Raw genomic sequence first — 24,305 nt, 5'->3', positions numbered from 1 at the left:
TTCCTGTTTTGATTATGCAGTCCGGAAATTCTCAGACTGATAGGAAAGCACCGCCGCATGGACTGCCTTTTTCATAATATCAATTGCCTGGTCGACATGCTCTTTCTTTAAGATCAGCGGCGGGATCATCCGGTTGGTGCTATCGCCGATCGCCGTGATCAAAAGGCGTCTCTTCATACATTCCGCCTTGACTTCGTGTGCAATCGGAATATCGAATTCACATCCTGTCAGGAGTCCTCTTCCGCGGACTTCTTTAATATGAGGAAGTTCTTTCATCCGTTTCATGAAATACTCTCCCATGATTTTGGCATTTTCGCTCAAATTCTGATCAAGGATTTCTGAAATTGATGCCAGCGCCGCCGCACATGCTACCGGATGTCCTCCATAAGTAGAACCATGGGATCCGGATGTCATGACCCTTGCGAGCTCCTTTGACATACAACATGCACCGATCGGCATTCCGCCTCCCATCGCTTTTGCCATCGTGACCGCATCCGGCTTCACGCCATATCCCATAAATGCCATGATATCTCCTGTTCTTCCCCATCCGGTCTGTACTTCGTCAAGGAGAAGAAGCATTCCTCTCTCATCGCAGAGCTTCCTTAAGCCTTCGATAAATTCCTGGCTGGCCGGATGAACTCCGCCTTCACCCTGTACCGGCTCAATCATGATCGCAATCGTATTTTCAGTACATTTGCTCTTAAAATCTTCCAGATTGTTAAATTCCGCATAGGAAAATCCCGGAAGTACCGGTTTATATCCCAGCTGGCATCCGTTGTCCGGCTGTCCTGTCGCGGAAAGCGCACCGTAAGTACGTCCATGGAATCCATTTTTGGCCGTTACAATATGGTAATGCTCCGGTCCGAATTTCTCCGTCCCGTATTTTCTGGCCATTTTGATCATGCATTCATTTGCTTCCGTTCCGGAATTCTGATAAAAAATTTTGTCCATGCCGATGGTATCACAGATCTTCTTTGCAAGCAAGGCCTGCGGAACCGTGTAGGGATAATTGAATGTGTGAATGATATCATCTGTCTGTTCGTGAATTGCCTCCACAACCTTCGGATTGCGGTTTCCTACGCTGTTTACTGCCACGCCGCCGTAAAAGTCCAGGTAGGCGTTTCCTTTTTCATCATACAGATACATGCCTTCCGCCAGTTCTGCAATAAACGGATATCGTTCATATGTTTCTACCATATATTTGTTCACAATTTTTTTCAGTTTCTCCGCTGTCAGCCCTGCATCTTTTAATCTCATACCAATCTTCTTCCTTTCTGCATCCTTTTCGTTTTGCCGCGCTGCCGAAAAGCTTTTTATTCTGCGGGAAATCCTTCGGATTCTCCTGCAAAAATAAAAAAAGGTGCCAGATCGTCCTTCGATCTGACACCTTTGTCACGCGATATGGTTATATTACCCCGTTTTTTCCCGTCTGTCAAATGCTTTTTCAAAAAATGCATGATTTTCTTTCAGATTTATCCGAGCAGACGGATATAAAATGTAAATGTCCTTTCTTCGTTTCCTTTTACCAGATACGGCTCATGTGCCCATGCACCCCAGCTGTTGTCTCCTCCGACTCCTGTCTGTTTTTCCATAATCCGCAGGACAGAAGCATATACCGGAGGAAGTTCATAGGCATGCTCCGCGGATTCAATCTCATGACATGTATAAGGAAGTACGGAAAAATCAAAGTTTCTGTCCGCCTCAATCCGAATACCGCATCCTTCCTGATCCGTCAGCTCTATCCATCTGGTATCTGTATGATTACCGCATTCCTGAGGTCTGACATAAGGTGTCATCCCTTTCTCCGCCGTCGTCTGGAATACGCCGATACGTCCTCCGCATGCCCGGTCGCAATAAGTCTCTTCCGGTCCTTTTCCATACCATGTTACCCGTGAAAACTCTTTTGGAAGCTTCCAGGACATTCCAAAACACGGCAGATCCGGCACATTCGGGAATCCATTGTATTTCTCCGTGACTTTCATCGTTCCTTCCCCGTTTACCAAAACAGAAACCGTACATGTCACACCTTCAAACAACTGATATGTTGTCTCAACTTCCAGTCCTTCTTTTTCTTTCCGGATATCTACCTGATTCACTTTTGGATACAAAGATGCCGTCTTCCACGGTGCGCACTTCTCAGCCATACGGTACCCTGCATCATTGTCTGTCGGCGCTCTCCAGAACTCCGGCTTTAATGTATGGCCGATATGATAGACAAGCTCTTTCCCGCCAATTTTACATGCAGTCATTTTTCCATTGTCTTTTTCAAAGGTAATACGGAATCCCCTGCCCACGACAGAAACAGAAAAATCTCCATCTACAATTTCCGGTTCTGCAGCGGACTCTTCTCTTTTGACTTTCCGGCTTCCCACCATTTCCACCGACTGTCCAAAACAGAATTCCTCTCCTTCTTCTGCGTACGGTGTACTCTCCTTATAGACAAGCGCGGCTGTCCGGACATATTCTCCCGGCTCGTCGCCTGCCAAAAAGCTGCATGGTATTTTCACCTCTTCTCCAGGTCCCATTTCCACATCTGTGCTGCCCCGGCGCAATACCTGTCCATCTTTTTCCAGCGTCCATCTGAGCCGGTACGCCGCGGTTGTCTCAAACAGCTGTCTGCTCTTTATACGTATTCCATCTTCCTCCGGGATGAGCTCATATGGTTGATACAGGTAACGAACCTCCTGCATTTTCGGGGAAAGTGTCCTGTCCGCAAAAATCACACCATCCGCACAGAATGCGTAATTGGACGGTCTGTCTCCAAAATCCCCTCCATAAGCCAGATATTCCTTTCCATCCGGTCCTTTTTTGTAAAGCGCCTGATCAATATAATCCCATATAAAACCACCGCAGTACTGAGGATACTGATCTAAAAGTCTCGTATATTCATCCAGATTGCCTGTAGAATTTCCCATGGAGTGAGCATATTCACACAACACATATGGTTTCTCCGGATGATCTTTCAGGTATTCTTCTGCCTTCTGCGGCGAGGCATACATCCGGCTTTCCAGATCTGTCGTTCCTGCCCATTCCGGTGTATGACAGACATTTTCATAGTGTACCGGACGGCTGTTGTCTCTTTTTCTGAAATACATGCTCATGTCATACAGATTTTTCCCGCCCCATGACTCATTTCCTACGCTCCAGCAGAAAATACAGGCATGGTTTTTGTCCCTTTCAAGCATCGCTTCCGCCCGGCTTATAACCGCTTCTCTCCACTGTGGAAAATCTCCCGGCAGTGTGTGTTCAAATTTCATCGTGTGCCATGTTCCGTGTGTCTCCAGATTCACCTCATCCATGACATAGATTCCGAATCTGTCGCACAGATCATACCAGGCCGTCTGATTTGGATAATGACTTGTTCTCACGGCATTAAAATTGTTCTTTTTCAAAAACCGGATATCCCATTCCATCTCTTCCATTCCGACCGCCCTGCCTTTTGATGGTGAGAATTCATGCCGGTTCACTCCGTTTATCCGCAGACGCTTTCCATTAAACAGAAGTACTGCATCTTTTATCTCCACTTTTCTAAATCCGATCAGATACGGAACTGCTTCCTGTATGGTTCCTGCAGAATCACATACCGTCAAAAGGAGTCTGTAAAGGTAGGGAAGTTCGGCGCTCCAAAGTTTTGCCTGCGGAACCTCAAACGAAATCTCCGCCCTGCCGTCATGAATTTGGACCCTTCCTGCCATAATTTCCTTTTCTTCCTTTTCAAAAGGACTGTCCATGCGGATAAGACCGTCTGCCAGTGTCCAGCATATTTCTCCGTCATCTGCTCCGTCCAGTAAAATGCAGACCTCTGCTCCGGCATTCGTATATGTAATGTCCAGATCCGTCTTTACCTCGATGTCACGAATGTGCAGATCCGGTATCGCCGTCAGAGCGACCTCCCGTATAATTCCTCCCATTCTCCAGAAATCCTGATCTTCAAGCCATGCCCCGGAAGAAAAACGGGATACTTCCACCGCGAGTCTGTTTTCTCCTTCTTTGAGAAAATCCGTAATCTCAAATACAGCCGGCGTATAGCTGTCCTCGCTGTATCCGGCATAAATCCCGTTCACCCAGAAATGAAACGCGGTCTCCACACCTTCAAAATGGATCTGGATTCTTTTTCCCTTCATCCGGTCCGGAACCGAAAATGTCGTCACATAGCATCCTGTCGGGTTGTCTTTTTCCGGCACTTCATGCGGCTTCACATCTTCAATCCCATTCCATGGATAGTCTGTATCACGGTATACCGGTGATCCGTAGCCGCTTAGTTCCATCTGTGCCGGTACTGGAATCGTATTCCAACCTTCACAGGAGAACGATTCCTTCTCAAATCCATCCGGCACACTGTCCGGATTCGGCACATAAAGGAAGCGCCATCTTCCATTCAGGCTGTATCTTAAACGCATCTCCTTCCCTGATACTGCTTCCTTTTCTGTCTCATACCATCGATGATCCGATACCGGTTTCATTCTGTTTTCCTGAAAAAATTCCGGATCAGACAGATGTCTTTTGATTTCTTCTCGTTTCATAGATCCTCCGTAATCATATTTCTTTTTTCCATTATTTTTTTCGGATTCTGTCTGCTACATGAACCCGGAAAAACTGTATCAGCGGGCCATTGAAAAATGCATTGCACAAAGTCCCTATACCAATAACCGTCCACAGAGAGCTGTCTGACATCAGACAGAATATCACTCCGACAACTACAACTGTGATATCACTTCCAACGCGTGCATACCGAAACCCGATCTTTCCTCTGCTCATCTTTCCGATAATCAAAGCAACACTGTCATACGGCGAAATTCCCATTTCAGCCGCCATATAGAGCGCAACCCCAAGACCGGCAAACAGACACCCTGTAATCAGTGCCGCGATACGCAGCGGTAATGTCATCTCCATCTGTAGAGAATCCTGTACAAGCCAACATAGAAAATCCGCACCATATCCGACTCCCACCATATTCACAATCGTTCCTGCTCCAATACAGTTCCGCACCGTAAAAAATACCACTGCCAGAATCACTGCATTCATAATCAACTGCCATGTACCAAATGTCATTCCCAGATATCCGCTGATCCCGAGATTCATACATGTAAAAGCATCTACGCCAAAACCGCTCAGACGGTAGCATCCGACACAAATACTGATAAAAAGATTGCCTGTCAGCATCATGACCATTCTCTTTACCAGCTCATTCCCTTTTCTGCTCATTTTTTGATCCCCGTTTCTGTAAAATGTAATGTCTGAATTCTAATTCCATCCGGTTCGGATTCTTTCGTTTTCAGTATAAAATCGCCCGGTTCTTTTTGCAATACGGCATATGGAAAAACTGAAATTTAGCAGAAGACAAAATACCGGTTTCTCTCAAATCACCAACCGCAAAAAGAGCATGTCACATGAGAAAATAAATTTCTCATGCGGCATGCCCCATTAATGGAATATTTACAATTCATTGATATTGGATGCGCTTACAATCTGCTCCCACCGGTTGAACGAATAGATTCTGTCCTCATCCGGCCAGAAACATACCCGCTTTTCTTCCAGCTCTTCAAGCGGCTGCTCCGGATCGCAAATCCAGGCAGAAATCCGTTTTGCCGCGGATTCCAGACGGCTTCTTATTCCCCCCAGACGAACATCAATCACTTCATATCCCTGCGGCTTACACTCATCCATCCAGATTTCTTCCCTCATGCCGTGCAGTTCCTTCAGAAGAGTAAGACATGCAGGAATCCTTTTCCCGGCCCAGACGCAAAGGCAGTCCTTATCCTGATTGTCATAACCGGACTTTAATTCCAGACCCATCTCCGCTTTCTCAGCCAGAAACGCTGCCAGCTTCTGATAATAAGCAAGCAGTTTCCTGATTCTTTGCGGCTGTTCTTTTTCAAGACACTGCTCCAGTTTCTCCGCAAGATCCTGATAATATTCCCTGATCCCTTTTCCTTTAAACTGCCCGTCAAAGATTCCAAGCATCGGATCCTGATAAAGAGCCAGCTTGGACGGGTTTGCCGACTTGAGATTATACGGATCCTCCGGCTGAAAATTATCGAACCGGTCAAGAAGCATGAGGTCTTCACTGTCGATGCCGAACAATTCCTTTACTCTGTCATGCAGCCGTTCTTTCGTCACTTCTTTTTCGTAAGCACACTCGGCAAAATATGTTAAGGAAAGCAGACAGGTTTCCATCGGTGTTTCCGCTCCATCGTCCTGCCAGAGAGTGCAAAACCATTTGTCTGCTCCCGCTTCTTTCATGACCTTCGTCCCAACCCGTGTCGTTTCCAGTGCTCTTGCGTAATTCGGCGCGATTCCGTTCCAGGTCCAGCCTCCTCCCGCAAAATACATGTGACCGGACAGTTTTCCATGAAGATGTACCATCTTTCTGTACATATCCTCGGACGCATTGTAATAATCCCAGTATACGAGCGTAAGCTCCTTGTCCGGTTTGTCCTTCTCCTGCCATTCATAGTCTTCGGAAACACTGTAATAACGTCCGTCTTCGGATGCCAGCATGAAATACATATCACTCCAGATCATCGGATCAAACTCGTATTTCCGGCAGATCGCGCATACCCGGTCCAGATGCTCTTTCATAATTCCGGTACGGTCCTGATATCCGTTCTTTCTCAGATAATTACCGAGCCCCAGCTGAAATGCCTCATCCATTCCGATATGAATGCGCTTGCCTGAAAACGAAGTTCTTACAGAACGGATCATGTCCTCTAAGAATTCATATACCGCAGGTTCACCCACAAGAAGGATATCTGAATTGTCCCGCATCTTTTCCGTAACCGGCCATCTCAGATAGGTCCGCAGATGTGCAAGTGTCTGTATACACGGAACCAGTTCGATCCCGAATTTTGCAGCATACCGTTCCATCTCCCGGATCTCTTCTTTCGTGTAGCGTCCTCTGAGCGCTCCAAAATGCGGATATTTTGGAATCTCATATGTATCTTCCGTGTAAAGAAGAAGATCATTCATTCCAAGAAGCGCCAGATATTCAATGTACCGTTTGACTGTTCCGACTTTAAGCACTCCATTTCTGGAACAGTCGAACATCGTCCCAAGCCGGCTCGTGTACGCGGTCTCCGAGCAGGAAATATCTTCCTCCGGATCTCCAAGCACCATCCCAAGCGCCCGGTAATACTGAACATCCTGGTGGTACTGAATTTTGACGTTGTTTCCGCATTTCAGCACCCTCAATCCGGATTTTTCCGTATACTCCGGATAAATTACCAGCTCTTCTTCCGGTGCTTCCGGAAAATGTTTCAGCAGAATCTCCGAAGTCTCCTGAAATTTTAAGTCCTTTACAATCAGTTTCATATCGTCCTCCTGTTATCCTTTTACACCTCCAAGGGCAATTCCCTGAACGAACTGCTTCTGAAGGAAAATATACAATATAAACGGGAAAATAAATGTAATCAGTGAGCCCGCCATAATCAGACCGTAATTGACTGAATACTGCGTTTTCAGTACGGAAAGAGCAACTGTCAATGTATATTTCTCCGTCTCTGTAGCCGCAATCAGAGGCCACAGGAAATCATTCCATGCCGAAATGAATGTAAATACAATCAAAGTCACCACAACCGGTTTTAAAAGCGGCATCACAATCTGGATAAAAATTCTGTATTCCGGACATCCGTCCACCTGAGCAGATTCAATCAGTTCATCCGGAACCCCATTCATAAACTGCTTGACAAGGAATACCGAGAACGCCCCGATCATGGTAATCACAAGGGCTGTCCTCGTATTGAGCAGTCCTAAATTTCTCATAATAACGAACAGCGGAATCATTGTCACCTGTCCCGGAATCATCAGAGAAACCATGTAAATCTGGAAAATAAAATTCCTCCCCGGAAACAGCTTCTTCTCAAATCCATATGCTGCCATACAGGATATTATCACATTGAGCACACAGGAGGCAACGACTACAACTACACTGTTAACAAATGCCTGCAAAATCCGCTGTTCTGGAAAATATAGATGAAGTTTTCAAAATTGGTAAAATCCACTTCAGCGAGATTCAGCCGCAGTGTTCTTGATTCTGTAAAGGACATCAAAAACATATAGATAAAGGGGAATACCGCAACCACCGTCACGAAAACGGCACAGATCAGTCCAAAAATTCCGAGCGGCGTCCAGCGTTCGATTCGTTTTCCTTTGTTTTTCTTCATGCTTTCATCACCTCGCTGTCTCTTTTTTTTCTTTGAAGAATGTATTTTCCACAATATTGATAATCAAAATGATAATCAAAAGCAGAATCGCCATCGCACAGGCATATCCCATGCGGTATTCTTTAAACGCCGCATTATAAATTCCCATGACAAGTGTCACAGTCGAACGCCCCGGTCCTCCATTGGTCATAGTGTAGGACAAATCGAACACCTGGAAGGACCAGATGATTCCAAGTGTAATAACCAGATAATTGATTGGTTTGAGCAAAGGCATGGTAATCTTAAAAAACGACTGTATGGATGTCGCACCATCCACTTTCGCTGCTTCATAAAGTTCCGGCGAAAGCCCCATAATGCCTGCGTAGTAAATGACAAGGAAATACCCTACATTTTTCCATATCGCTACAACACAGACACAGATCAGTGCTGTTTTGGAACTTCCGAGCCAGTTCAGCCCGTCAACGCCGATAAACTCCAGAATTGTATTGATAATTCCTCCGTCTGTTCCAAAAATTGTTCTCCAGATCGCCCCTGCCGTAACCGAAGATGCAATCACCGGAATAAACATGGCACTTCACAGAAAATTTCCGACGATATTCTGCATTCTATCTGCCAGAAATGCTGCAAGTACCAGTGCCAAAAATGTCTGAATCGGTACAGTGATAATCACATAGACAAACGTATTTTTCAGCGCATCAAGTACATACTGGTCTGAAAATACTTTTTTACAATTGCCAAGTCCCACAAAGTCCGCTTTTGTCATAATGTCATAATCAGTAAAGCTGAAATATGTCGACATAATGATCGGGAGCAGACAAAAGCATACCATAAAAAAAGACTTGGGAGAATATAGATGTATCCCTGTATCATTTCCCTTCTTCTTCTTTTCAAATGTCTCACCTCAATAATTCTGTACGAACCGGTGGAGCATCTCCGCCGGTCCGTACCAGATCTCATATTTGATTGTACCGCTCTATTCTGAAGCCAGATTTTCGTTATAGTAATCCTGTGCATTCTTCAGAACATCTTCCGGTTCCATTTCGCCCATCATCATGGACTGCACGTTTTCATTTACCTTTGTCAACAGAGAAACTGCGCTGTTAAATGGAGTGATTGTCTTGAAGTTATCATTCTCCACTGTATAAAGTTCTTTGAAGCGCTCATCTCCGGTATATTCCTCGTCCTTCGTAATCGGCGGCTGTTCTGTAATCTGCTGATGGAATTTTGACATTACGTCCGCGCTGGAAAGAAGCTTGATTGCTTTCATCGCCAGCTCTTTATCCTCACATTTATCAAACAGGACAAGAGAGTCTGCTGCAAAGAACGTTTTTGCCTGACCGTCCGGTCCTGCCAATGCGGTGGTCCAGTCCCAGTCCACGCCTTCCAGATTCAGGCAGTTACTTGTTGCAAGTACAATAAATCCTGTTTTTCCTGCCTCAAAATCCACACGCGCATCATCATTTGATGTTGCAGATTCATCAACAAAATTATACTTAAATCTCAAGTCATGTAAGAACTGTACTGCTTCCCTTCCCTCTTCTGAATCGATGGAAAGATTTCCTTCTTCATCTACCAGCTCTCCGCCTGCACTCCAGAAGAACGGGAGGAAGTTTTCATCCACATTTCCCCATGCTCCGCCAGGTATATATTTGTCAAGCTGTTACAAAAATTTCTTTTCAACTCCTCTCTTTTTGTCGATTTTGTCCATTCTGTATGATATACTTTCTGTACACAATCGGAAAGGGGGCCAATTATGAATATCATCTGGTCAAAATATGTACAGGGAGTAAAAACCTTATATTTTTCCCGCAGATTACGGTTTCATGATATGTTTGCAGAACAGTATCAGGCACTGTTTGACTTGAGTAAAGACAAGCAGCTCAAAATTCTGGAAATCGGCTGCGGTCCGGGTGCTCTGGCAGGAGCTCTTCACCGTTGGTACCCGAACGCTGAGATTACCGGCCTGGATCGTGACAGTGCATTTATCCAGTTTGCCAGAGAGCATGAACCGGGAATCTCATTTGTTGAAGGGGATGCCGCAAAACTCCCTTATCCGGACAATACCTTCGATGTTACGATCTCCTTTACAGTCAGCGAACATATCGATCCTTCCGCATTCTTTCAGGAGCAGCTTCGGGTACTGAAACCCGGCGGAGTCTGTCTCGTACTTTCCTCCCGTAAAGGAATTACGGTTCCTGCACCCGTCATTTCCGATAGCGACCGCGAACAGAAATTCTGGGATAAAGCCGGGAAATACGATCATACAAAGGATCAGTATGAAATCTGCCGTTATCCGATGAGCGAAGCCGAATTACCACTTGCAATGGAATCCTATGGTTTTCAACAGATTCACACAGGATTTGTAACTGTCAGTCTGACACCGGACAATCCAGATATTTCATCCTCACTGGCTTATGATATGATTAACGCATCCCGCCAGACAGAACTGGATTCTATTGAGTCGGTATGTCATTCTATACCTGAACAGGTCTCACCCGAAGAACGGGATGAAATGATACGGCTTATCAATGAAAAATATGATCGCCGGCTCCACCAGTACGATCAGGGCGAAAAACAGTGGGATACAAACGTGTCTCTCATCATGGTTGTGCGAGGAGTAAAGTGAGCCGGAAGACACAAAATAATTATTTTTTATCAATAGGGAGGTAACTATTATGAGGGAACTGAAGAATAATGATGCGGTTCAGTTGTTCGAGGACAAAAAGGTCCGTACCGCATGGGACGAAGAAAAAGAAGAATGGTATTTTTCCGTTGTGGATGTAATCGCCGTTTTAACTGACAGTCCAAATCCAAATAATTATTGGAAAGTCTTAAAAAAACGACTTAAAGATGAGGGAAATCAGTCGGTTACAAATTGTAACCAACTGAAATTGAAATCCCCCAAAGATGGCAAGCGCTACAAAACTGATGTTGCCAACACTGAACAGCTTTTGCGGATCATCCAGTCTGTTCCATCCCCGAAAGCCGAGCCGTTCAAGGCCTGGCTTGCCATGGTCGGCACAGAACGTATCGAAGAAACCATTGATCCAGAGCAGGCAATTGACCGTGCACTGGAAACCTATCTGAGCATCGGGATGTAGCCAAACGCGGAGGAAACGTAGCCGGCATTGCACGCCAGGCTTTGGAAGCCGAAACCGGAAAGCCGGTAATCACTTCGCAGAATGCCAATCATTTCCGACAGCTTATCACAGATATTGTAGAGGATGCCGCCACGCTGCCAGTTCACACAGAAAAGGTTTTTGACAACGAAGGAAACACTAAATAATCATTCCAACGCTCTCTTCGATTATAGGCATACAGTAATCTGTTATCGTACAAAAAAGGGAGCCCTGCTTACGCACCCTTCGTGCAAAGCAAGACTCCCTTTCTCTGCTTTATTTTATTATCCGTTCTGTTATCCAGTTCTCAATCTCTTCAAAGATCTGCATCCGATCTTCTTCATGCAGGATTTCATGCCGATCGTCCGCATACAGCCGGATCGTCGTATCTGAGATTCCTGCCTTCCGGAACTGTTCGTATACTTTCCACACTCCGGCTCCGAAATCACCTACCGGATCTTTTGCCCCGGATACAAAAAACACCGGCAGATCTTTCGGTATCTCTTGCACGCCTTTTTTCGTCAGTGTCCGCATACCGCGGAACATCTGACGGTAACCGCTTACCGTAAACAGGAAACCGCAGAGTGGATCTGCTTCGTACCGTGTCACATTTCCCTCATCTGCGGAAAGCCATTCCCGTCCGGTCTTTCCCGGTTCAAATTCTTTGTTATAACTTCCAAACGCCATGCTGTCCACCAGCCGGCTCCGATAATGGTCTCCACGAAATCTGCTGATCAGGCTGCACAGAATCTCTCCTGCCAGAAGCAGCGGGTACGGCTGATACCCGGTCCCCATGATAACGGCTCCATCAAGTTCACTTCCATATTTCTGGATATACTGCCGCAGTAGAAAAGATCCCATACTATGCCCGATCATAAAATACGGGCAGTCCGGATATCTCTTCTTTGTCGCCAGATACAATTTTCGGATATCTCCAATGACACATTCATTTCCCTGCTTCTCCGGGAAATAGCCGTAGTCTTCCTCCGAAAAAATGGATTTCCCATGCCCCAGATGGTCGTGTCCGGTGACATAATATCCCTTCCCGCAAAGCCAGAGCGCAAATTCTTCGTACCGGTCAATATATTCTGCCATGCCGTGGCAGATCTGGATCACCGCTTTCACCTTCCGGCTCTCCGGCTTCCACGCCACGGCATGAATCTTTGTCCTTTTGTCACAGGATAAGTAAAAAGTTTCCCTTTTCATTCACATCCTACCTGTCTTCCAGTTTCACATATTCCTTATGTCCCGCCAGTGCTTTGTAAGCCGGACGGATAATCTTATCTACATTTTTCAATTCTTCAAGACGATGTGCGCTCCATCCGACAATACGTGCCGCTGCAAAGATTGGTGTATAGAGTGCAGGCGGAAGATCCAGCATACTGTATACAAGGCCGCTGTAGAAGTCCACATTGGCATTAACACCTTTGTAGATCTTTCTCTTCTCCCCGATGATCTGCGGGCCAAGGCGCTCCACGAGTTCATAAAGTGCATACTCTTTTTCGTATCCTTTTTCTTTGGCAAGTTTCTCCACAAATACTTTGAAGATCTCTGCTCTTGGGTCGGAAATCGAGTAGACTGCATGTCCCATTCCGTAAATCAGTCCCTTTTTATCAAAGGCCTGCTTATCCAGAAGCCGTGACAGATAGTCTCTTACTTCGTCCTCGTCCGTCCAGTCTTTCAGATGGCTTTTCATGTCCTCAAACATCTGCACAACCTTGATATTGGCCCCGCCGTGTTTTGGTCCTTTCAGGGACGCCATCGCCGCTGCCATCGTAGAATAGGTGTCTGTTCCTGATGAGGTAACGACATGTGTTGTAAAGGTAGAATTGTTACCACCGCCATGATCCATATGAAGCACAAGTGCCATATCCAGAATTCTTGCCTCCAGATCCGTATATTTCCGGTCTTCCCGAAGCATCATCAGGATGTTCTCCGCTGTGGAAAGCTCCGGCTTCGGCGCATAGATAAAAAGATCTTCTCCCATCTTATAATTATACGCATGATAGCCGTACACCATCAACATAGGGAACTGGCTGATCAGATTGAGACACTGTCTCAGTACATTCGGAATACTTGTATCATCCGCCTTGTCATCGTAAGAATACAGCTGAAGAATGCTCCTGGAAATACTGTTCATCATATCAGGGCTTGACGCTTTCATGATCACGTCCCGCACGAAATTCGGCGGCAGCGTTCTTCTCTCTACCAGAAGTTCATGAAAATCTTCCAGCTGCTTTTCTGTCGGCAGTTCTCCGAACAGAAGCAGATATGCAATCTCCTCGAAGCCATAATGATTCGAAGCCAGAAATCCTCCCACCAGATCTTTAATATTATATCCCCGGTAGTAGAGGCTTCCCGGGCAAGGTACTTCTTTTCCGTCCACAATCTCTTTTGCATGAACATCCGAGACATTTGTAAGTCCGGCAAGAACACCTTTTCCGTTTAAATCACGCAGTCCTCTTTTTACCTCGTATTTGGTAAAAAGTTCTTTGTCGATTGCGTTGTTCTTTTCACTCAAATCGGCAAGTTCCTGAATTTTCGGTGTAATCTCAAATAACGCTTCGTCTACTGTTTTGGCCATAAGCTGCTCCTCCTTTACGTCTTGATTTTATGTCAGAGTCCTAGTTTGACGATGGGAAATACGGTCTTAATACACCTGCCACGTTACTCAGCGGCATCGTCTGAAGCCAGACATGTCCCGGTCCCGTAACCACCGTGTTAAACAGGCCTTCTCCTCCAAATACCATATTTTTAATGCCAGGGACGGTCTGAATCTCGATTCCGCAGGAAGCCGACATTGCAGCCAGGTATCCGGTATCAATGACAATCTGCTGATCCGCCCTGAGTTCGTACTCTACCACATGTCCGTCAAACTCGGCAAAAACGATCCCCTGTCCTGACACTCTCTGCATGATAAAACCTTCACCTCCGAAAAGTCCTGAAGCCACCTTTTTCTGGAAATGGATACTCAGTTCCACTCCAGCCTCAGAGGCAAGAAATGCGCTTTTCTGCAGAATATACTCCTGGCCCGGGCCGACTTCAAATGCCTTGATCGAGCCAGGAAAACTGGATGCAAACGCAATCATGCCGTTTCCATGCTCTGCAGTATAAACATTCTGGAAAATCGAATCTCCGGAAAACATTCTTCCAAATGCCTTTCCAATACCTCCGCGGGCTCCGGATTCCATCCGCATATTCGGTGACATCCAGCTCATCGCGCCCCGCTCTGTCACCATCTTTTCACCATCTTCCAGGTGGCAGATTACTACCGGCAGTGTCTCTCCCTTAATCTCATAACGCATCTCATTACCTCCTTTTCTGTGCTTTTATGCAAGCATCTCATTAATTTTATTGGCAAGTCCGGCAAACTCCTCCAATGTCAGAGCCTCTCCTCTGACACCGGCACCCTTTCCAAGACTTTCCACCGCCTCTGTGATCTGCTCTTTTGTAATAGTGATCTCAGGCGAATTGTTCAGACCGTTTACCAACGTCTTTCTCCTCTGGTTAAAAGACGCCCGGATAATCTGGAACATCAGTTTTTCATTGTCCACCTGTACCGGCGGCACTTCGTGCCTCGTCAGGCGGATCACCGCCGACCCCACATTCGGCCTTGGCATGAAACAGTTCGGCGGCACATTAGCCGCAATATACGGTTCGGCATAATACTGAACTGCCAGCGAAAGCGCTCCATAATCCTTGCTTCCCGGACCGGCCTGCATCCGCTCCGCAACTTCCTTCTGCACCATGACGGTCACCGAAGCCAGCGGCACCTGACTCTCAAACAGACTCATAATAATCGGAGTCGTAATATAATAAGGCAGGTTTGCAACTACCTTGATCGGCCTGCCGCCGTTTCTTTGTTCTGCGAGGCCCGCAATATCTACTTTAAGGATGTCATCATGTATCACTTCTGCATTTGGGAATCCGGAAAGAGTATCCTGTAGAATGGGAATCAAAGCCTTATCGATCTCTACAGCGACCACTTCTCTCGCTGCCTGCGCCAGATACTGAGTCATCGTTCCGATGCCCGGTCCGATTTCAAGAACAAAGTCATCTTTCGTAATCTCAGCTGCGCGTATAATCTTGTCCAGAACGTGGGTATCGATCAAAAAGTTCTGTCCGAACTTTTTCTGAAAATTGAAATGATATTTCTGCAGTACCGCGATGGTATTCTGCGGATTTCCTAAAAAAGGATCTGTCATAAACTTTCCTCACTTTACTACTTTATTTAGTATAACATACTTCACTTCTGCAAATTGTTAAAATATTATGAAAAGTATATTAATTTTGCATTATTTTCAGTCTGTTTTATTACCGTTTCTTTGTCAATTCCTTTGATTTCTGCAATCTGCTGTGCCACAAAGTGAATATTCCGGGAGTCATTTCTCCTGCCCCGGTTCGGTTCCGGCGCCAGATATGGACAGTCTGTTTCCAGTACGAGCTTCTCCAGCGGAATCTCCTTTACAATCTCTTTAAGTTTTCTTCCGTTTTTAAACGTAACCACTCCGCCTACTCCGATGGAAAATCCCATCTTAACATATTCTTTTGCCATTTCCCTGGAATAGGAAAAACAGTGAATGATGCCGCCCAGCCCCTTTGCGTGCTCCTTCATGATCTCCATCGTATCTTCCGCCGCATCCCGGCTGTGAATATTGACCGGAAGCCCCGTCTCTCTGGCCAGATTAAGCTGCCGGATAAACCAGTGCTTCTGCACCTCTCTCGGCTCCGTATCCCAGTGGTAATCGAGCCCGATCTCGCCGACCGCCACGACCTTTTCCTTCCGGCACATCTGCCGCAGCTCTTCCATGGCCTCCTCGTTCAACTCCCCGACATGGTCCGGGTGCACGCCCGCAGCCGCATAGACAAACGGGTACTTCTCTGCCAGCCGTACTGCATCCCGGCTGGACTGCATGGACGCTCCGATCTCTACGATCGTTCCCACACCGGCGTCCGCCATTCCGGCCAGAAGCTCATCCCGGTCCTCGTCAAACTGCTCATCGCCATAATGCGCATGTGTATCAAAAATCATTGTTTCCACTCCTTAAAATCCAACAAGATGGTTGTATTATAATTTAAAACATACTATAATTCAAATAGAATATCAATAGGAGGGACTTTACAATGCAGGTATATGACAAGGTAAACAAAACCGAGCTTACCGCCGACACCGAAGAGCTGATCAAGCTGATGGCTCCGGGCGGACGTCAGGTTGACTTATATCTGAAAGAAAAAAAATCCGACGAGGACGGATATATGACATGGGATGTAGAGCACTGGTCCAGCGTAGACGGAAGACGTTTCATCCGCTGCTACTCTCTGGAGGGCCGCGTATTAAGCGAATCCACAGGCCACAACATCTACGACCTGAAGAATGAATTCAAGCCGGAAGAAGCAGAGAAAGTAGAACTCAGCTAAAAGTTACTCAGCAAAAGCATCGGCGCACCGGGAGCATGTCTCCCCGGTGCGCCGATTCCCTTTCTTTCTTATCCGATCCCTTTTTACGAAACTTCATCAATCGCCGCAAAAAGTTCATCATCCGCAAAATAGAAGTAATCGATCTTTCCCTCTTCAAAAGCCGCATCGATTTCCTGATGGACCGTGCTGCCGTTTACACGGACTTCCACCTCATATTTCTCTGTATTTTCCTGCTCTCCCGCGTCATCTGATTTCCGGACTGTTTCAAAAGAAATCTCACATTCTTTTTCCTGCGCTGCATAGTACACATTCAGCGGAAAACCGCTCCGGTAAAAATTCTGAAGTCCGGATTCCGTAAAATAGTCTCCGTAAACGTCTTCGATCGTCTGGCTCAAGCCGCCCGACTGCTCTTCCGTGTCTGTATCCGTTCCCGAAGAATCATCCTGTGCCGCAGCCATCACCTGATCGGCGCTGCCGCCCGGAAAAGAAAACAGTTCCTCACACAGTGCACGCAGCTGCTTTGTCTCCGGATCCTGTCCAGAACATCCCGCCATTAATACAGCAGACAGTATCAGACTTCCAAGGAAAAGACATCCTTTCTTTTTTTTCCATTTCATATTGTATTGGCTCCTTATCTCACACATAAACTCTTATTTTGTCTTTACCAGACAGCGTTTCTTAAAAAAAGATATTCCATAGCAGAAGATGTGATCATAATCGTCCTCGTATTCTCTGGCATACATCTGCTTGTCAATCTGCATCAGCGCTTCCTCACAGCTTGTCTCCATGTCCTTCAATGCCTTGGAATACTTGGCCTCAAAAACCGCTGCCCGGCTTTCCACCGGATCGTACACTACCACATCGCTTCTTCCTTCTCCGTGCTCCTTGTTGGATTCCACAATGTACCCTGCACCTGCAAAAATTCCCGCCAGAAATGCATGGTAATAGTCTTCTTTATAATCGTGATAACTGATCGTCCGGCGGAGCAGTTTATTCATTTCTTCCGTCATGACTTCTGTATTTCCGCTCCAGACCGCATCAAACAGTGATTTGCGGTTCCAGACTCTGGCACTGTCATCAAACCATTTTTTTATCGTAGTTTGAAAAATCTCCCGGATCTCTGCATTTGGAATCTGAAGGGCAGTTCCATCTTCCGGCAAAGATGCGGAAAGTTCCTCCTCGCGTACTTGTGTTAGATAACCTGTTTTCCATAGTACGCCTGCATTGCACGTGTCAGTGACAGTAAGCTGTTTTTTATGTCTGATTCTGAGGCATCAAAATTTAAAATATTCTTGATGACACTTCTGTCATACGGAGAAATTTTCTCACTGTCCAGAAGATAACGGTGGCTATCACATAACTCGGTAATAACAGAACACAGCATGTCATATGCTCCGGAAAAATCCAGTCCATCCACCCTTCTGAGCGAAAAAAAGATAGTCGGCCACTGATTCATCCACCGGTTGCAAAGTTCCGTGTTCTCATCAATCTCCAATCCTTCAAATAACGCTCGACTGTCTTTCCTGATGTCAAAAAATTCAGCGAGCATATTCATTCCGAGTGTTTTCCCAAATCGGCGCGGACGTGTAATTAATGTCACTTTTGTCGCCGTAGTCCTCAACAACTCCTCAATCAAACCGGATTTATCCACATAATAATATCCATTCTTGCGGATCTCTGCAAAATCGGAAACTCCGACAGGAATATTCAAGCAAGCCATACTGCCCTCTCCTTCCCTTATACTTTTTATACTGCCATTTTACCAAGTCAGTGACCTGACTGCCAGTAGAAAACATATATTTTTCTATTTTAGATGACATCACCTTATTTTCCGCAGCACTTCTTATATTTCTTACCGCTTCCGCATGGACACGGATCATTTCGTCCTACTTTTACCCCTTTCCGTCTGTATGGTTCCCAGCCATCTACCAAAACTTCTGCCCTGCCTTCTGCATTCATCTGACTATATTCGTCTTCAAGAAACACTTTCCATTCATGAAGGGTTTGATGCCCGGATAATTTCTGTAATTCTTCCAGTACTTCTTTTGCTGTTTGTTCCGGATCATGCTTTACCCTTTCCAGAAATTTCCGGCTGCACTCATAGTTATATGGATAGTTTTCCTGAATGTACTTTATTTCTTCCAGATGTCCCGGCACATATCGGCACAGATTCCACTCCGAAATAAGTGCATCTCTTTGTATATCTTCTCTGTCTTCCATCCACGGTATATCTTTAAGCGTATAGCGGATATTATAAATAGCATTCAGACCTGTATCCATAATTTTGCTGACTTTTCTGTCGTCATGGAAACGATACGATTCCCATATGATAAAGGCTGATTTCAATGTTTCTTTTGTTCCCTCTGTTCTCAGATAATTTTTCCTGCTGATATAATCAATCAGTTCACGGAAAAGCGGCCGATACCATTTATTACGCATCTGTGTGGATAAATAAACAACCGTGGAAGCCAGGTTTTCCTGCATCTTTTCCGTCATCTCAATCCGGCTCAAGAAATGCAGATACAGTTCCAGATCTTCTTTATATTTCCCATTTGTCAGGGAAATGTCCAGATAGAGCACATTCTGGAATACAGCATCCAGCAATTCAGCCAGTGGAATTTCTCCTGTTTCTACATATCTATCCAGCTCCATTCCGAACATTTCCCGGCTTTCTTTTTCTTTCCCGATTTTCTGAAGGCAGTCACCGTAACTTGTATAATAGAAGGGGTTATATTGTTCCGGCGGTCCGGCTGCTTTAAACTGCTTTACCGCTTCCTCAAATTCACCCATTCCATGATAAGCCATTCCAAGGGAGCGGTGATATCCCGCATTCTCCGGATTTATTTCCACTAATTCATGGAATACCATTGCAGCTCCTGCCATATTTCCCTGTGCAAAGTAACACTGACCGAGCAGCTCCATAATATCCGGTTTTGAATCATCCTCATCCAGTATTCTGCAGCACAGTCCTGCCGCTTCCTCGTATTTTTCTTCATCTGCCAGGCGAAATGCTTCTATTACCTGTTTTTGCAGCGGAAGCGCAAACTGTCTGGCGAACTTTTCTATTTCTTTTTTCGATGTTTCTTTATCATCTGATTTTTTTATTCTTAGGATCTTATTCATCTTTCTTCTTCTCCTTAATTCTATCCTGATATTCCCGGATTAACGATTCTCTTGGTTTTATCTTTTTAGCAAGCCCGTATTTATAAATTTCAATCCATTGCTCATTCGTACCTGTCAGATCTGCTACTTCCAACGCTTTGTAAAGAATGATTTCTTTCCTCGATTCCATACAATTTTTAAAATAGTATTTTACGCCTTGTTCTGTTTCTGCCTGCAAAAGAGAAATTGCTAAAATCAAATCGCAGAAATTATCGATGTCTTCCCTGAGATAAAAAGCTAAATGACTATCCTCTTTTATACTTGTCAGTTTTTCTTTTCTCTTTCTAATCGCTTCTTTGCATTCTTCCACTGCGATTTCTTTTACATCACTTGTATGAAGCAGGGAGATGAATTCCATTTCCTGATCGTAATGCAAAGAGATTCTGCTAAGCCCCCCTGTACATGCCAACTCGGCCATCTTTGCAATCTTTTCTCTTGTATATCCTCCTTCAAAAGTCTTCGCCGCGACCAGATGATAGAAATCTCCCTGAAGCCATCCGATAGATCGAAACGGATCATCGGTGGAAAACAGATAGTATTGACATGCCTGGCAAATCAACTCATAAAGTTTAGTCAGAAGGTTCAACGCCCTCTCACAATATTCACTGTCCGACTTGATTTTTTCCAGCTCTTTCAAATAACCTTTCACAAGAAATCTCCATTTCGGACGCTGACTCTTTGGAATTACACGGTTAGGCGCAAAGTAATTTCCTGCTTTTGCATTTCCGATAAATGTTAAGATCTGCTTCTCCAGATCTTCAAAATTTACTGTTTCTTTCTTTTTCTTTGTTTTCTCCATATCTCCGGATAATACTGCCTGGATCAGAACGTCTGCTTCTTCTTTTTGACTCTTTGTAAGCTGTTTATAGGTTTCTACAAATGCTTTTTCCAAAAGGACTCGATCAGCGCTGCTGATAATCTGCCGTAATTCCTGTACTTTCATCTTCTACTCCTTGCTAAAAAAGATATGTATCTCCGTATTCCCGGAAATACATATCTTTTTCATTTTCTTTTCTAATTCATAACCGCTTCAATGTCTTCCACTGTTCTAGGGATATCCTTTGACAGGTTTCTGCATCCGTCCTCTGTGATGAGGCAGTTGTCTTCGAGACGGAATCCGATGCCCCATTCTTCGTGGTAGATTCCGATATCCACACAGAATACCATGCCAGGCTGGATGATGGCGTCTCTTGCGGATACGACATCGTGGGTGTCAAATCCGACATGATGCGCTCCGCCATGCCACATATAGGTTCCGATATCATCAAAGCTCTTGCATACGCCTGCTTCTTTCAGCTGCTCGAAGCAGTAGCGGCGGATCTCCGCATCCACTTCTTTCATCGGGATGCCCGGTTTCAGCATGGAGAACATGTGCTCGGAAGTCTTGTACTGACACTCGAAGAGGAGTTTCTGTCTGGAGGAATACTTTCCGTTGCAAGGCCATCCTCTGGATACGTCTGTCAGCTCATTGTCCCAGCGTACACCTACATCATTGAGCACGATATCGCCGTCCATAGCCTGTCCGCGGTATCCATAATAATGGATGCAGAAGTTATTCTTTCCAGCGCTGATAATGGACGGGAATCCCGCCTCCAGAACGCCGTGCTGTGCCAGTGCATAATCATACTCTGCCTTATACTGGTATTCATACATACCCGGTTTGGAATGTGTCATCATGGCAAGAATTCCGGCTTTTGTGATCTCCTGCGCTTTTTCCATCGCACGGATCTCACACGGTTTCTTGATGAGACGGAGCATCTTCATGATCGGCAGGGAATTTTCGATCGGCATGGATGGATATTCCTGCTTCAGGAATGCTTCCATGCTGTCTGCCGCGCTGACAACAACCTGTCCTTCCATCCGGTCAATGTCCAGATACACCTTCTGGATCCGTCCGGAAGTCAGCACCTTTTTCAGCTCTTCTTCAAATGTCTCTTTGTAGGCAAAGCTGGAAATCATGGAGACTGCTTCTATCTCTTCCGGTTTCATTCTGCTTCCGGTCCATCTCTCCTCAATCAGGTTTGGCGGAAGAATAAACAGGGTTTCCCTGTATCCTGATGCATCTTTCTCCATCATAAGGACGGTATCTTTCTGCTCCATTCCGGTCAGATAAACAAAGTTCCGGTTCGCGAAGTAGCCATAGTCCTCATCAGCCGTCTTACGGACCGGGCTTCCGCTGAAGAACAGGGCAAGGCTGCCCGGCTCCAGCTTCTCCATAAACGCATCTCTGTTTCCCTTGTAAAATTGTGGTTCCATTGATCGTTTCCCTCCATTTCGTTTGTACTTTAGTCTAGTACCATTTTAGCACAAACACTCGATAGAATCACTGTTTTTTCCTATGATTTTCCTATAATATTTCTAGCAGATTTCCGCTCCTGCCGGAACGTCTTTTTCAGGCTGCATCAGTACGATGTTTCCATTTTCATCTTCCGCACAGAGAATCATTCCTTCGGAAAGCACGCCTGCCAGCTTCGCCGGTTTCAGGTTGACAAGAACCATGACTTTCTTTCCGACCATCTCTTCCGGTGAGTACCATTTCTTGATTCCGGACACGATCTGTTTTACCTGGCTTCCGATCTTCACCTGAGAGCAGAGAAGTTTTTTGGACTTCGGAACTTCCTCACATTTGATGATTTCGCCTACCTGGAACTGCATTTTCATGAAATCATCGTAGGAGATTTCCGGTTTTGCCTCGATATCGATCACCGGACCTTCCTCTTCCTGCGGTGCTTCTTCCGGCTGTGCAGGATGAAGTTTCTCTACTTCTTCCATCACTTCTTTGATATCTCTTCTTGCAAAAAGAATCTCCGGCTTGTCTGTCACATGGCCGTCTCCAAGCTGTGCGAGGATCTTTTCGGCTGTCTCCGGCATATATGGTGCAAGTAGTTTTGCTCCTTCGGAGATGCTTGTAATCAGGTTGTAAAGCACTGTCTCAAGACGGTCTTTCTTATCCTCTTCTTTTGCAAGTGCCCATGGCATTGTTTCATCGATATATTTGTTGCAGCGTTTGAAAAGATTGAAAATCTCTGTGATGGCGTCTGCTACTCTCAGGTCTTCCATCTTGGCGTCCACTTTGCCGGATGTCTCTTCTGTCACACGCTTCAGGTCTGCATCTACTTCTTCTGCCACGCCTTTATCTGTCACTGTTCCGCCAAAATACTTATTTGTCATGGAAACTGTTCTGTTTACAAGGTTTCCTAATGTATTGGCAAGGTCAGAGTTCATTCTCTCTACCATCAGTTCCCATGTAATGACACCATCGTTGTCAAACGGCATTTCGTGAAGCACAAAATAACGTACTGCATCCACACCGAACAGGTTGACAAGCTCATCCGCGTAGATCACATTTCCTTTGGATTTACTCATCTTGCCGTCTCCCTGCAGAAGCCACGGATGACCAAATACCTGCTTCGGAAGCGGAAGATCCAGCGCCATCAGGAAAATCGGCCAGTAAATCGTATGGAAACGGATAATATCCTTTCCGATCAGGTGCAGGTCTGCCGGCCAGTTCTTGTTGAAAAGCTCAGAGCTGTTTCCGTCCGCATCGTATCCGATTCCGGTGATGTAGTTGGTCAGCGCATCCAGCCATACATAAACGACATGTTTCGGATCAAAGTCTACCGGGATTCCCCACTTAAATGACGTCCTGGATACACAAAGATCCTGAAGTCCCGGAAGAAGGAAATTGTTCATCATCTCGTTTTTCCGCGCAACCGGCTGAATAAATTCCGGATGCTCGTTGATATGCTGGATCAGGCGGTCCGCATATTTGCTCATTTTGAAGAAGTATGCTTCTTCTTTTGCCGGTGTACACGGACGTCCACAGTCCGGACATTTACCGTCCACAAGCTGGGACTCGGTAAAGAAGGATTCGCACGGAGTACAGTACATTCCTTCATAGTATCCTTTATAAATGTCTCCCTGATCATACAGCTTTTTGAAGATCTTCTGCACCTGTTTCTCATGGTAGTCATCCGTTGTACGGATAAAATGATCGTATGATGTGTTCATCATGTCAGCGATCTCTTTCACCTGGGCAGCTACTTTGTCCACGTACTCCTTCGGAGTCACGCCTGCTTCCTCCGCCTTCAGCTCGATCTTCTGTCCATGTTCATCTGTTCCGGTCTGGAAATAGACATCGTAGCCCTTGCTTCTTTTGTATCTTGCGATTGCGTCCGCAAGCACAAACTCATACGTATTTCCGATATGCGGTTTGCCGGATGTGTAGGCAATCGCAGTCGTGATATAATACTTTTCTTTTTCATTACAATTACTGCACATAGATTTTTCTCTCCTTTTTTAATAAACGCTAAAATCAGCTTCACCTGTTGATACGGTCCACCAGTCAACGCTACAAAATAAAAAAGTGTCTTCGACACTTCAGCCCCCTAGCCCCCATTCATGGGGGAATTAGGGGGTTCCTTTTTGTTCTGTTTTCCTGCAT

23 protein-coding genes and 1 pseudogene are annotated in these 24,305 nt (G+C 45.6%); 3 read left to right on the top strand and 21 right to left on the bottom strand.

What is annotated here, in order from left to right; all coding sequences use genetic code 11:
• Positions 1-12: 12 nt before the first annotated feature.
• The 9 genes from B5E64_RS13820 to B5E64_RS13790 form a co-directional block, all read right to left on the bottom strand.
• Positions 13-1,257 carry an acetylornithine/succinylornithine family transaminase gene (locus B5E64_RS13820; protein WP_087169046.1) on the bottom strand — a complete coding sequence of 415 codons (1,245 nt, stop codon included), beginning with the start codon at positions 1,255-1,257 and terminating at the stop codon, positions 13-15.
• 215 nt (positions 1,258-1,472) lie between these two features.
• Complete coding sequence (locus B5E64_RS13815) at positions 1,473-4,523, bottom strand: glycoside hydrolase family 2 TIM barrel-domain containing protein (protein WP_087169045.1); 3,051 nt, start codon at positions 4,521-4,523, stop codon at positions 1,473-1,475.
• A 31-nt stretch (positions 4,524-4,554) separates the two neighbouring features.
• Positions 4,555-5,205, bottom strand: coding sequence for a hypothetical protein (locus B5E64_RS13810; protein ID WP_182466567.1), 651 nt, complete (start codon positions 5,203-5,205; stop codon positions 4,555-4,557).
• A 231-nt stretch (positions 5,206-5,436) separates the two neighbouring features.
• Positions 5,437-7,311, bottom strand: a complete 1,875-nt coding sequence (locus B5E64_RS13805) for a beta-N-acetylhexosaminidase (protein ID WP_087169044.1) — start codon at positions 7,309-7,311, stop codon at positions 5,437-5,439.
• 12 nt (positions 7,312-7,323) lie between these two features.
• Positions 7,324-7,947 (bottom strand): carbohydrate ABC transporter permease, encoded by a 624-nt coding sequence (locus B5E64_RS13800; RefSeq protein ID WP_242960230.1) that lies wholly within the window; start codon positions 7,945-7,947, stop codon positions 7,324-7,326.
• Entirely contained in the window at positions 7,923-8,162 is a 240-nt protein-coding gene (locus tag B5E64_RS18505) for a hypothetical protein (protein ID WP_242960228.1), read from the bottom strand. Before B5E64_RS18505 ends, B5E64_RS13800 begins: the two co-directional genes overlap by 25 nt.
• A gap of 7 nt (positions 8,163-8,169) precedes the next feature.
• The gene (locus tag B5E64_RS18500; protein ID WP_242960227.1) at positions 8,170-8,730 is read right to left on the bottom strand and encodes a sugar ABC transporter permease; all 561 of its coding nucleotides are present in this window, start codon (positions 8,728-8,730) and stop codon (positions 8,170-8,172) included.
• Positions 8,731-8,736: 6 nt separating this feature from the next.
• Positions 8,737-8,991 carry a hypothetical protein gene (locus B5E64_RS18495; RefSeq protein ID WP_242960225.1) on the bottom strand — a complete coding sequence of 85 codons (255 nt, stop codon included), beginning with the start codon at positions 8,989-8,991 and terminating at the stop codon, positions 8,737-8,739.
• 144 nt (positions 8,992-9,135) lie between these two features.
• Positions 9,136-9,807, bottom strand: a complete 672-nt coding sequence (locus tag B5E64_RS13790; protein ID WP_140398862.1) for an extracellular solute-binding protein — start codon at positions 9,805-9,807, stop codon at positions 9,136-9,138.
• Positions 9,808-9,915: 108 nt separating this feature from the next.
• Between B5E64_RS13790 and B5E64_RS13785 the strand changes: the two genes are divergently transcribed.
• Positions 9,916-10,788: a class I SAM-dependent methyltransferase gene (locus B5E64_RS13785; protein WP_087169042.1), complete on the top strand. Its 873-nt coding sequence runs from the start codon at positions 9,916-9,918 to the stop codon at positions 10,786-10,788.
• A gap of 49 nt (positions 10,789-10,837) precedes the next feature.
• Positions 10,838-11,448, top strand: a pseudogene (locus B5E64_RS13780) (Bro-N domain-containing protein).
• Between the two features lie 109 nt (positions 11,449-11,557).
• Here the strand turns inward: B5E64_RS13780 and B5E64_RS13775 are convergent.
• The 5 genes from B5E64_RS13775 to B5E64_RS13755 form a co-directional block, all read right to left on the bottom strand.
• On the bottom strand, positions 11,558-12,487 hold the full coding sequence (locus B5E64_RS13775; protein ID WP_087169041.1) for an alpha/beta hydrolase: 930 nt from the start codon (positions 12,485-12,487) through the stop codon (positions 11,558-11,560).
• Between the two features lie 7 nt (positions 12,488-12,494).
• Positions 12,495-13,865, bottom strand: a complete 1,371-nt coding sequence (locus B5E64_RS13770; protein ID WP_087169040.1) for a citrate/2-methylcitrate synthase — start codon at positions 13,863-13,865, stop codon at positions 12,495-12,497.
• Between the two features lie 40 nt (positions 13,866-13,905).
• The gene (locus B5E64_RS13765) at positions 13,906-14,586 is read right to left on the bottom strand and encodes a TIGR00266 family protein (protein WP_087169039.1); all 681 of its coding nucleotides are present in this window, start codon (positions 14,584-14,586) and stop codon (positions 13,906-13,908) included.
• 24 nt (positions 14,587-14,610) lie between these two features.
• A complete protein-coding gene (gene rsmA / locus B5E64_RS13760) occupies positions 14,611-15,486 on the bottom strand; it encodes a 16S rRNA (adenine(1518)-N(6)/adenine(1519)-N(6))-dimethyltransferase RsmA (protein WP_087169038.1) in 876 nt (291 codons plus the stop codon).
• A gap of 65 nt (positions 15,487-15,551) precedes the next feature.
• Positions 15,552-16,313: a TatD family hydrolase gene (locus B5E64_RS13755; RefSeq protein ID WP_087169037.1), complete on the bottom strand. Its 762-nt coding sequence runs from the start codon at positions 16,311-16,313 to the stop codon at positions 15,552-15,554.
• A gap of 92 nt (positions 16,314-16,405) precedes the next feature.
• On the opposite strand from B5E64_RS13755, the gene B5E64_RS13750 reads away from it, so the two are divergent.
• Positions 16,406-16,699: a hypothetical protein gene (locus B5E64_RS13750; RefSeq protein WP_087169036.1), complete on the top strand. Its 294-nt coding sequence runs from the start codon at positions 16,406-16,408 to the stop codon at positions 16,697-16,699.
• An 83-nt stretch (positions 16,700-16,782) separates the two neighbouring features.
• Here the strand turns inward: B5E64_RS13750 and B5E64_RS13745 are convergent, their stop codons facing one another.
• The 7 genes from B5E64_RS13745 to metG form a co-directional block, all read right to left on the bottom strand.
• Positions 16,783-17,316: a hypothetical protein gene (locus tag B5E64_RS13745; protein WP_087169035.1), complete on the bottom strand. Its 534-nt coding sequence runs from the start codon at positions 17,314-17,316 to the stop codon at positions 16,783-16,785.
• Positions 17,317-17,349: 33 nt separating this feature from the next.
• On the bottom strand, positions 17,350-17,859 hold the full coding sequence (locus B5E64_RS18810) for a PD-(D/E)XK nuclease domain-containing protein (protein ID WP_343284079.1): 510 nt from the start codon (positions 17,857-17,859) through the stop codon (positions 17,350-17,352).
• Positions 17,860-17,891: 32 nt separating this feature from the next.
• Positions 17,892-18,419 (bottom strand): AAA family ATPase, encoded by a 528-nt coding sequence (locus B5E64_RS18805; protein ID WP_343284078.1) that lies wholly within the window; start codon positions 18,417-18,419, stop codon positions 17,892-17,894.
• A 104-nt stretch (positions 18,420-18,523) separates the two neighbouring features.
• Positions 18,524-19,822, bottom strand: coding sequence for a tetratricopeptide repeat protein (locus B5E64_RS18490; RefSeq protein WP_242960224.1), 1,299 nt, complete (start codon positions 19,820-19,822; stop codon positions 18,524-18,526).
• On the bottom strand, positions 19,815-20,804 hold the full coding sequence (locus tag B5E64_RS13730; protein ID WP_087169034.1) for a hypothetical protein: 990 nt from the start codon (positions 20,802-20,804) through the stop codon (positions 19,815-19,817). Before B5E64_RS13730 ends, B5E64_RS18490 begins: the two co-directional genes overlap by 8 nt.
• 71 nt (positions 20,805-20,875) lie before the next feature.
• A complete protein-coding gene (locus tag B5E64_RS13725; protein WP_087169033.1) occupies positions 20,876-22,117 on the bottom strand; it encodes an aminopeptidase P N-terminal domain-containing protein in 1,242 nt (413 codons plus the stop codon).
• Positions 22,118-22,219: 102 nt separating this feature from the next.
• Positions 22,220-24,142 (bottom strand): methionine--tRNA ligase, encoded by a 1,923-nt coding sequence (gene metG / locus B5E64_RS13720; RefSeq protein WP_087169032.1) that lies wholly within the window; start codon positions 24,140-24,142, stop codon positions 22,220-22,222.
• Between the last annotated feature and the right edge of the window lie 163 nt (positions 24,143-24,305).

Source organism: Drancourtella sp. An12 (assembly GCF_002160935.1).
Taxonomy (GTDB): Bacteria; Bacillota; Clostridia; order Lachnospirales; family Lachnospiraceae; genus Sellimonas; species Sellimonas catena.
The sequence above is the reverse complement of the archived record's forward strand: the minus strand, read 5'-3'. Positions and strand labels throughout refer to the sequence as shown.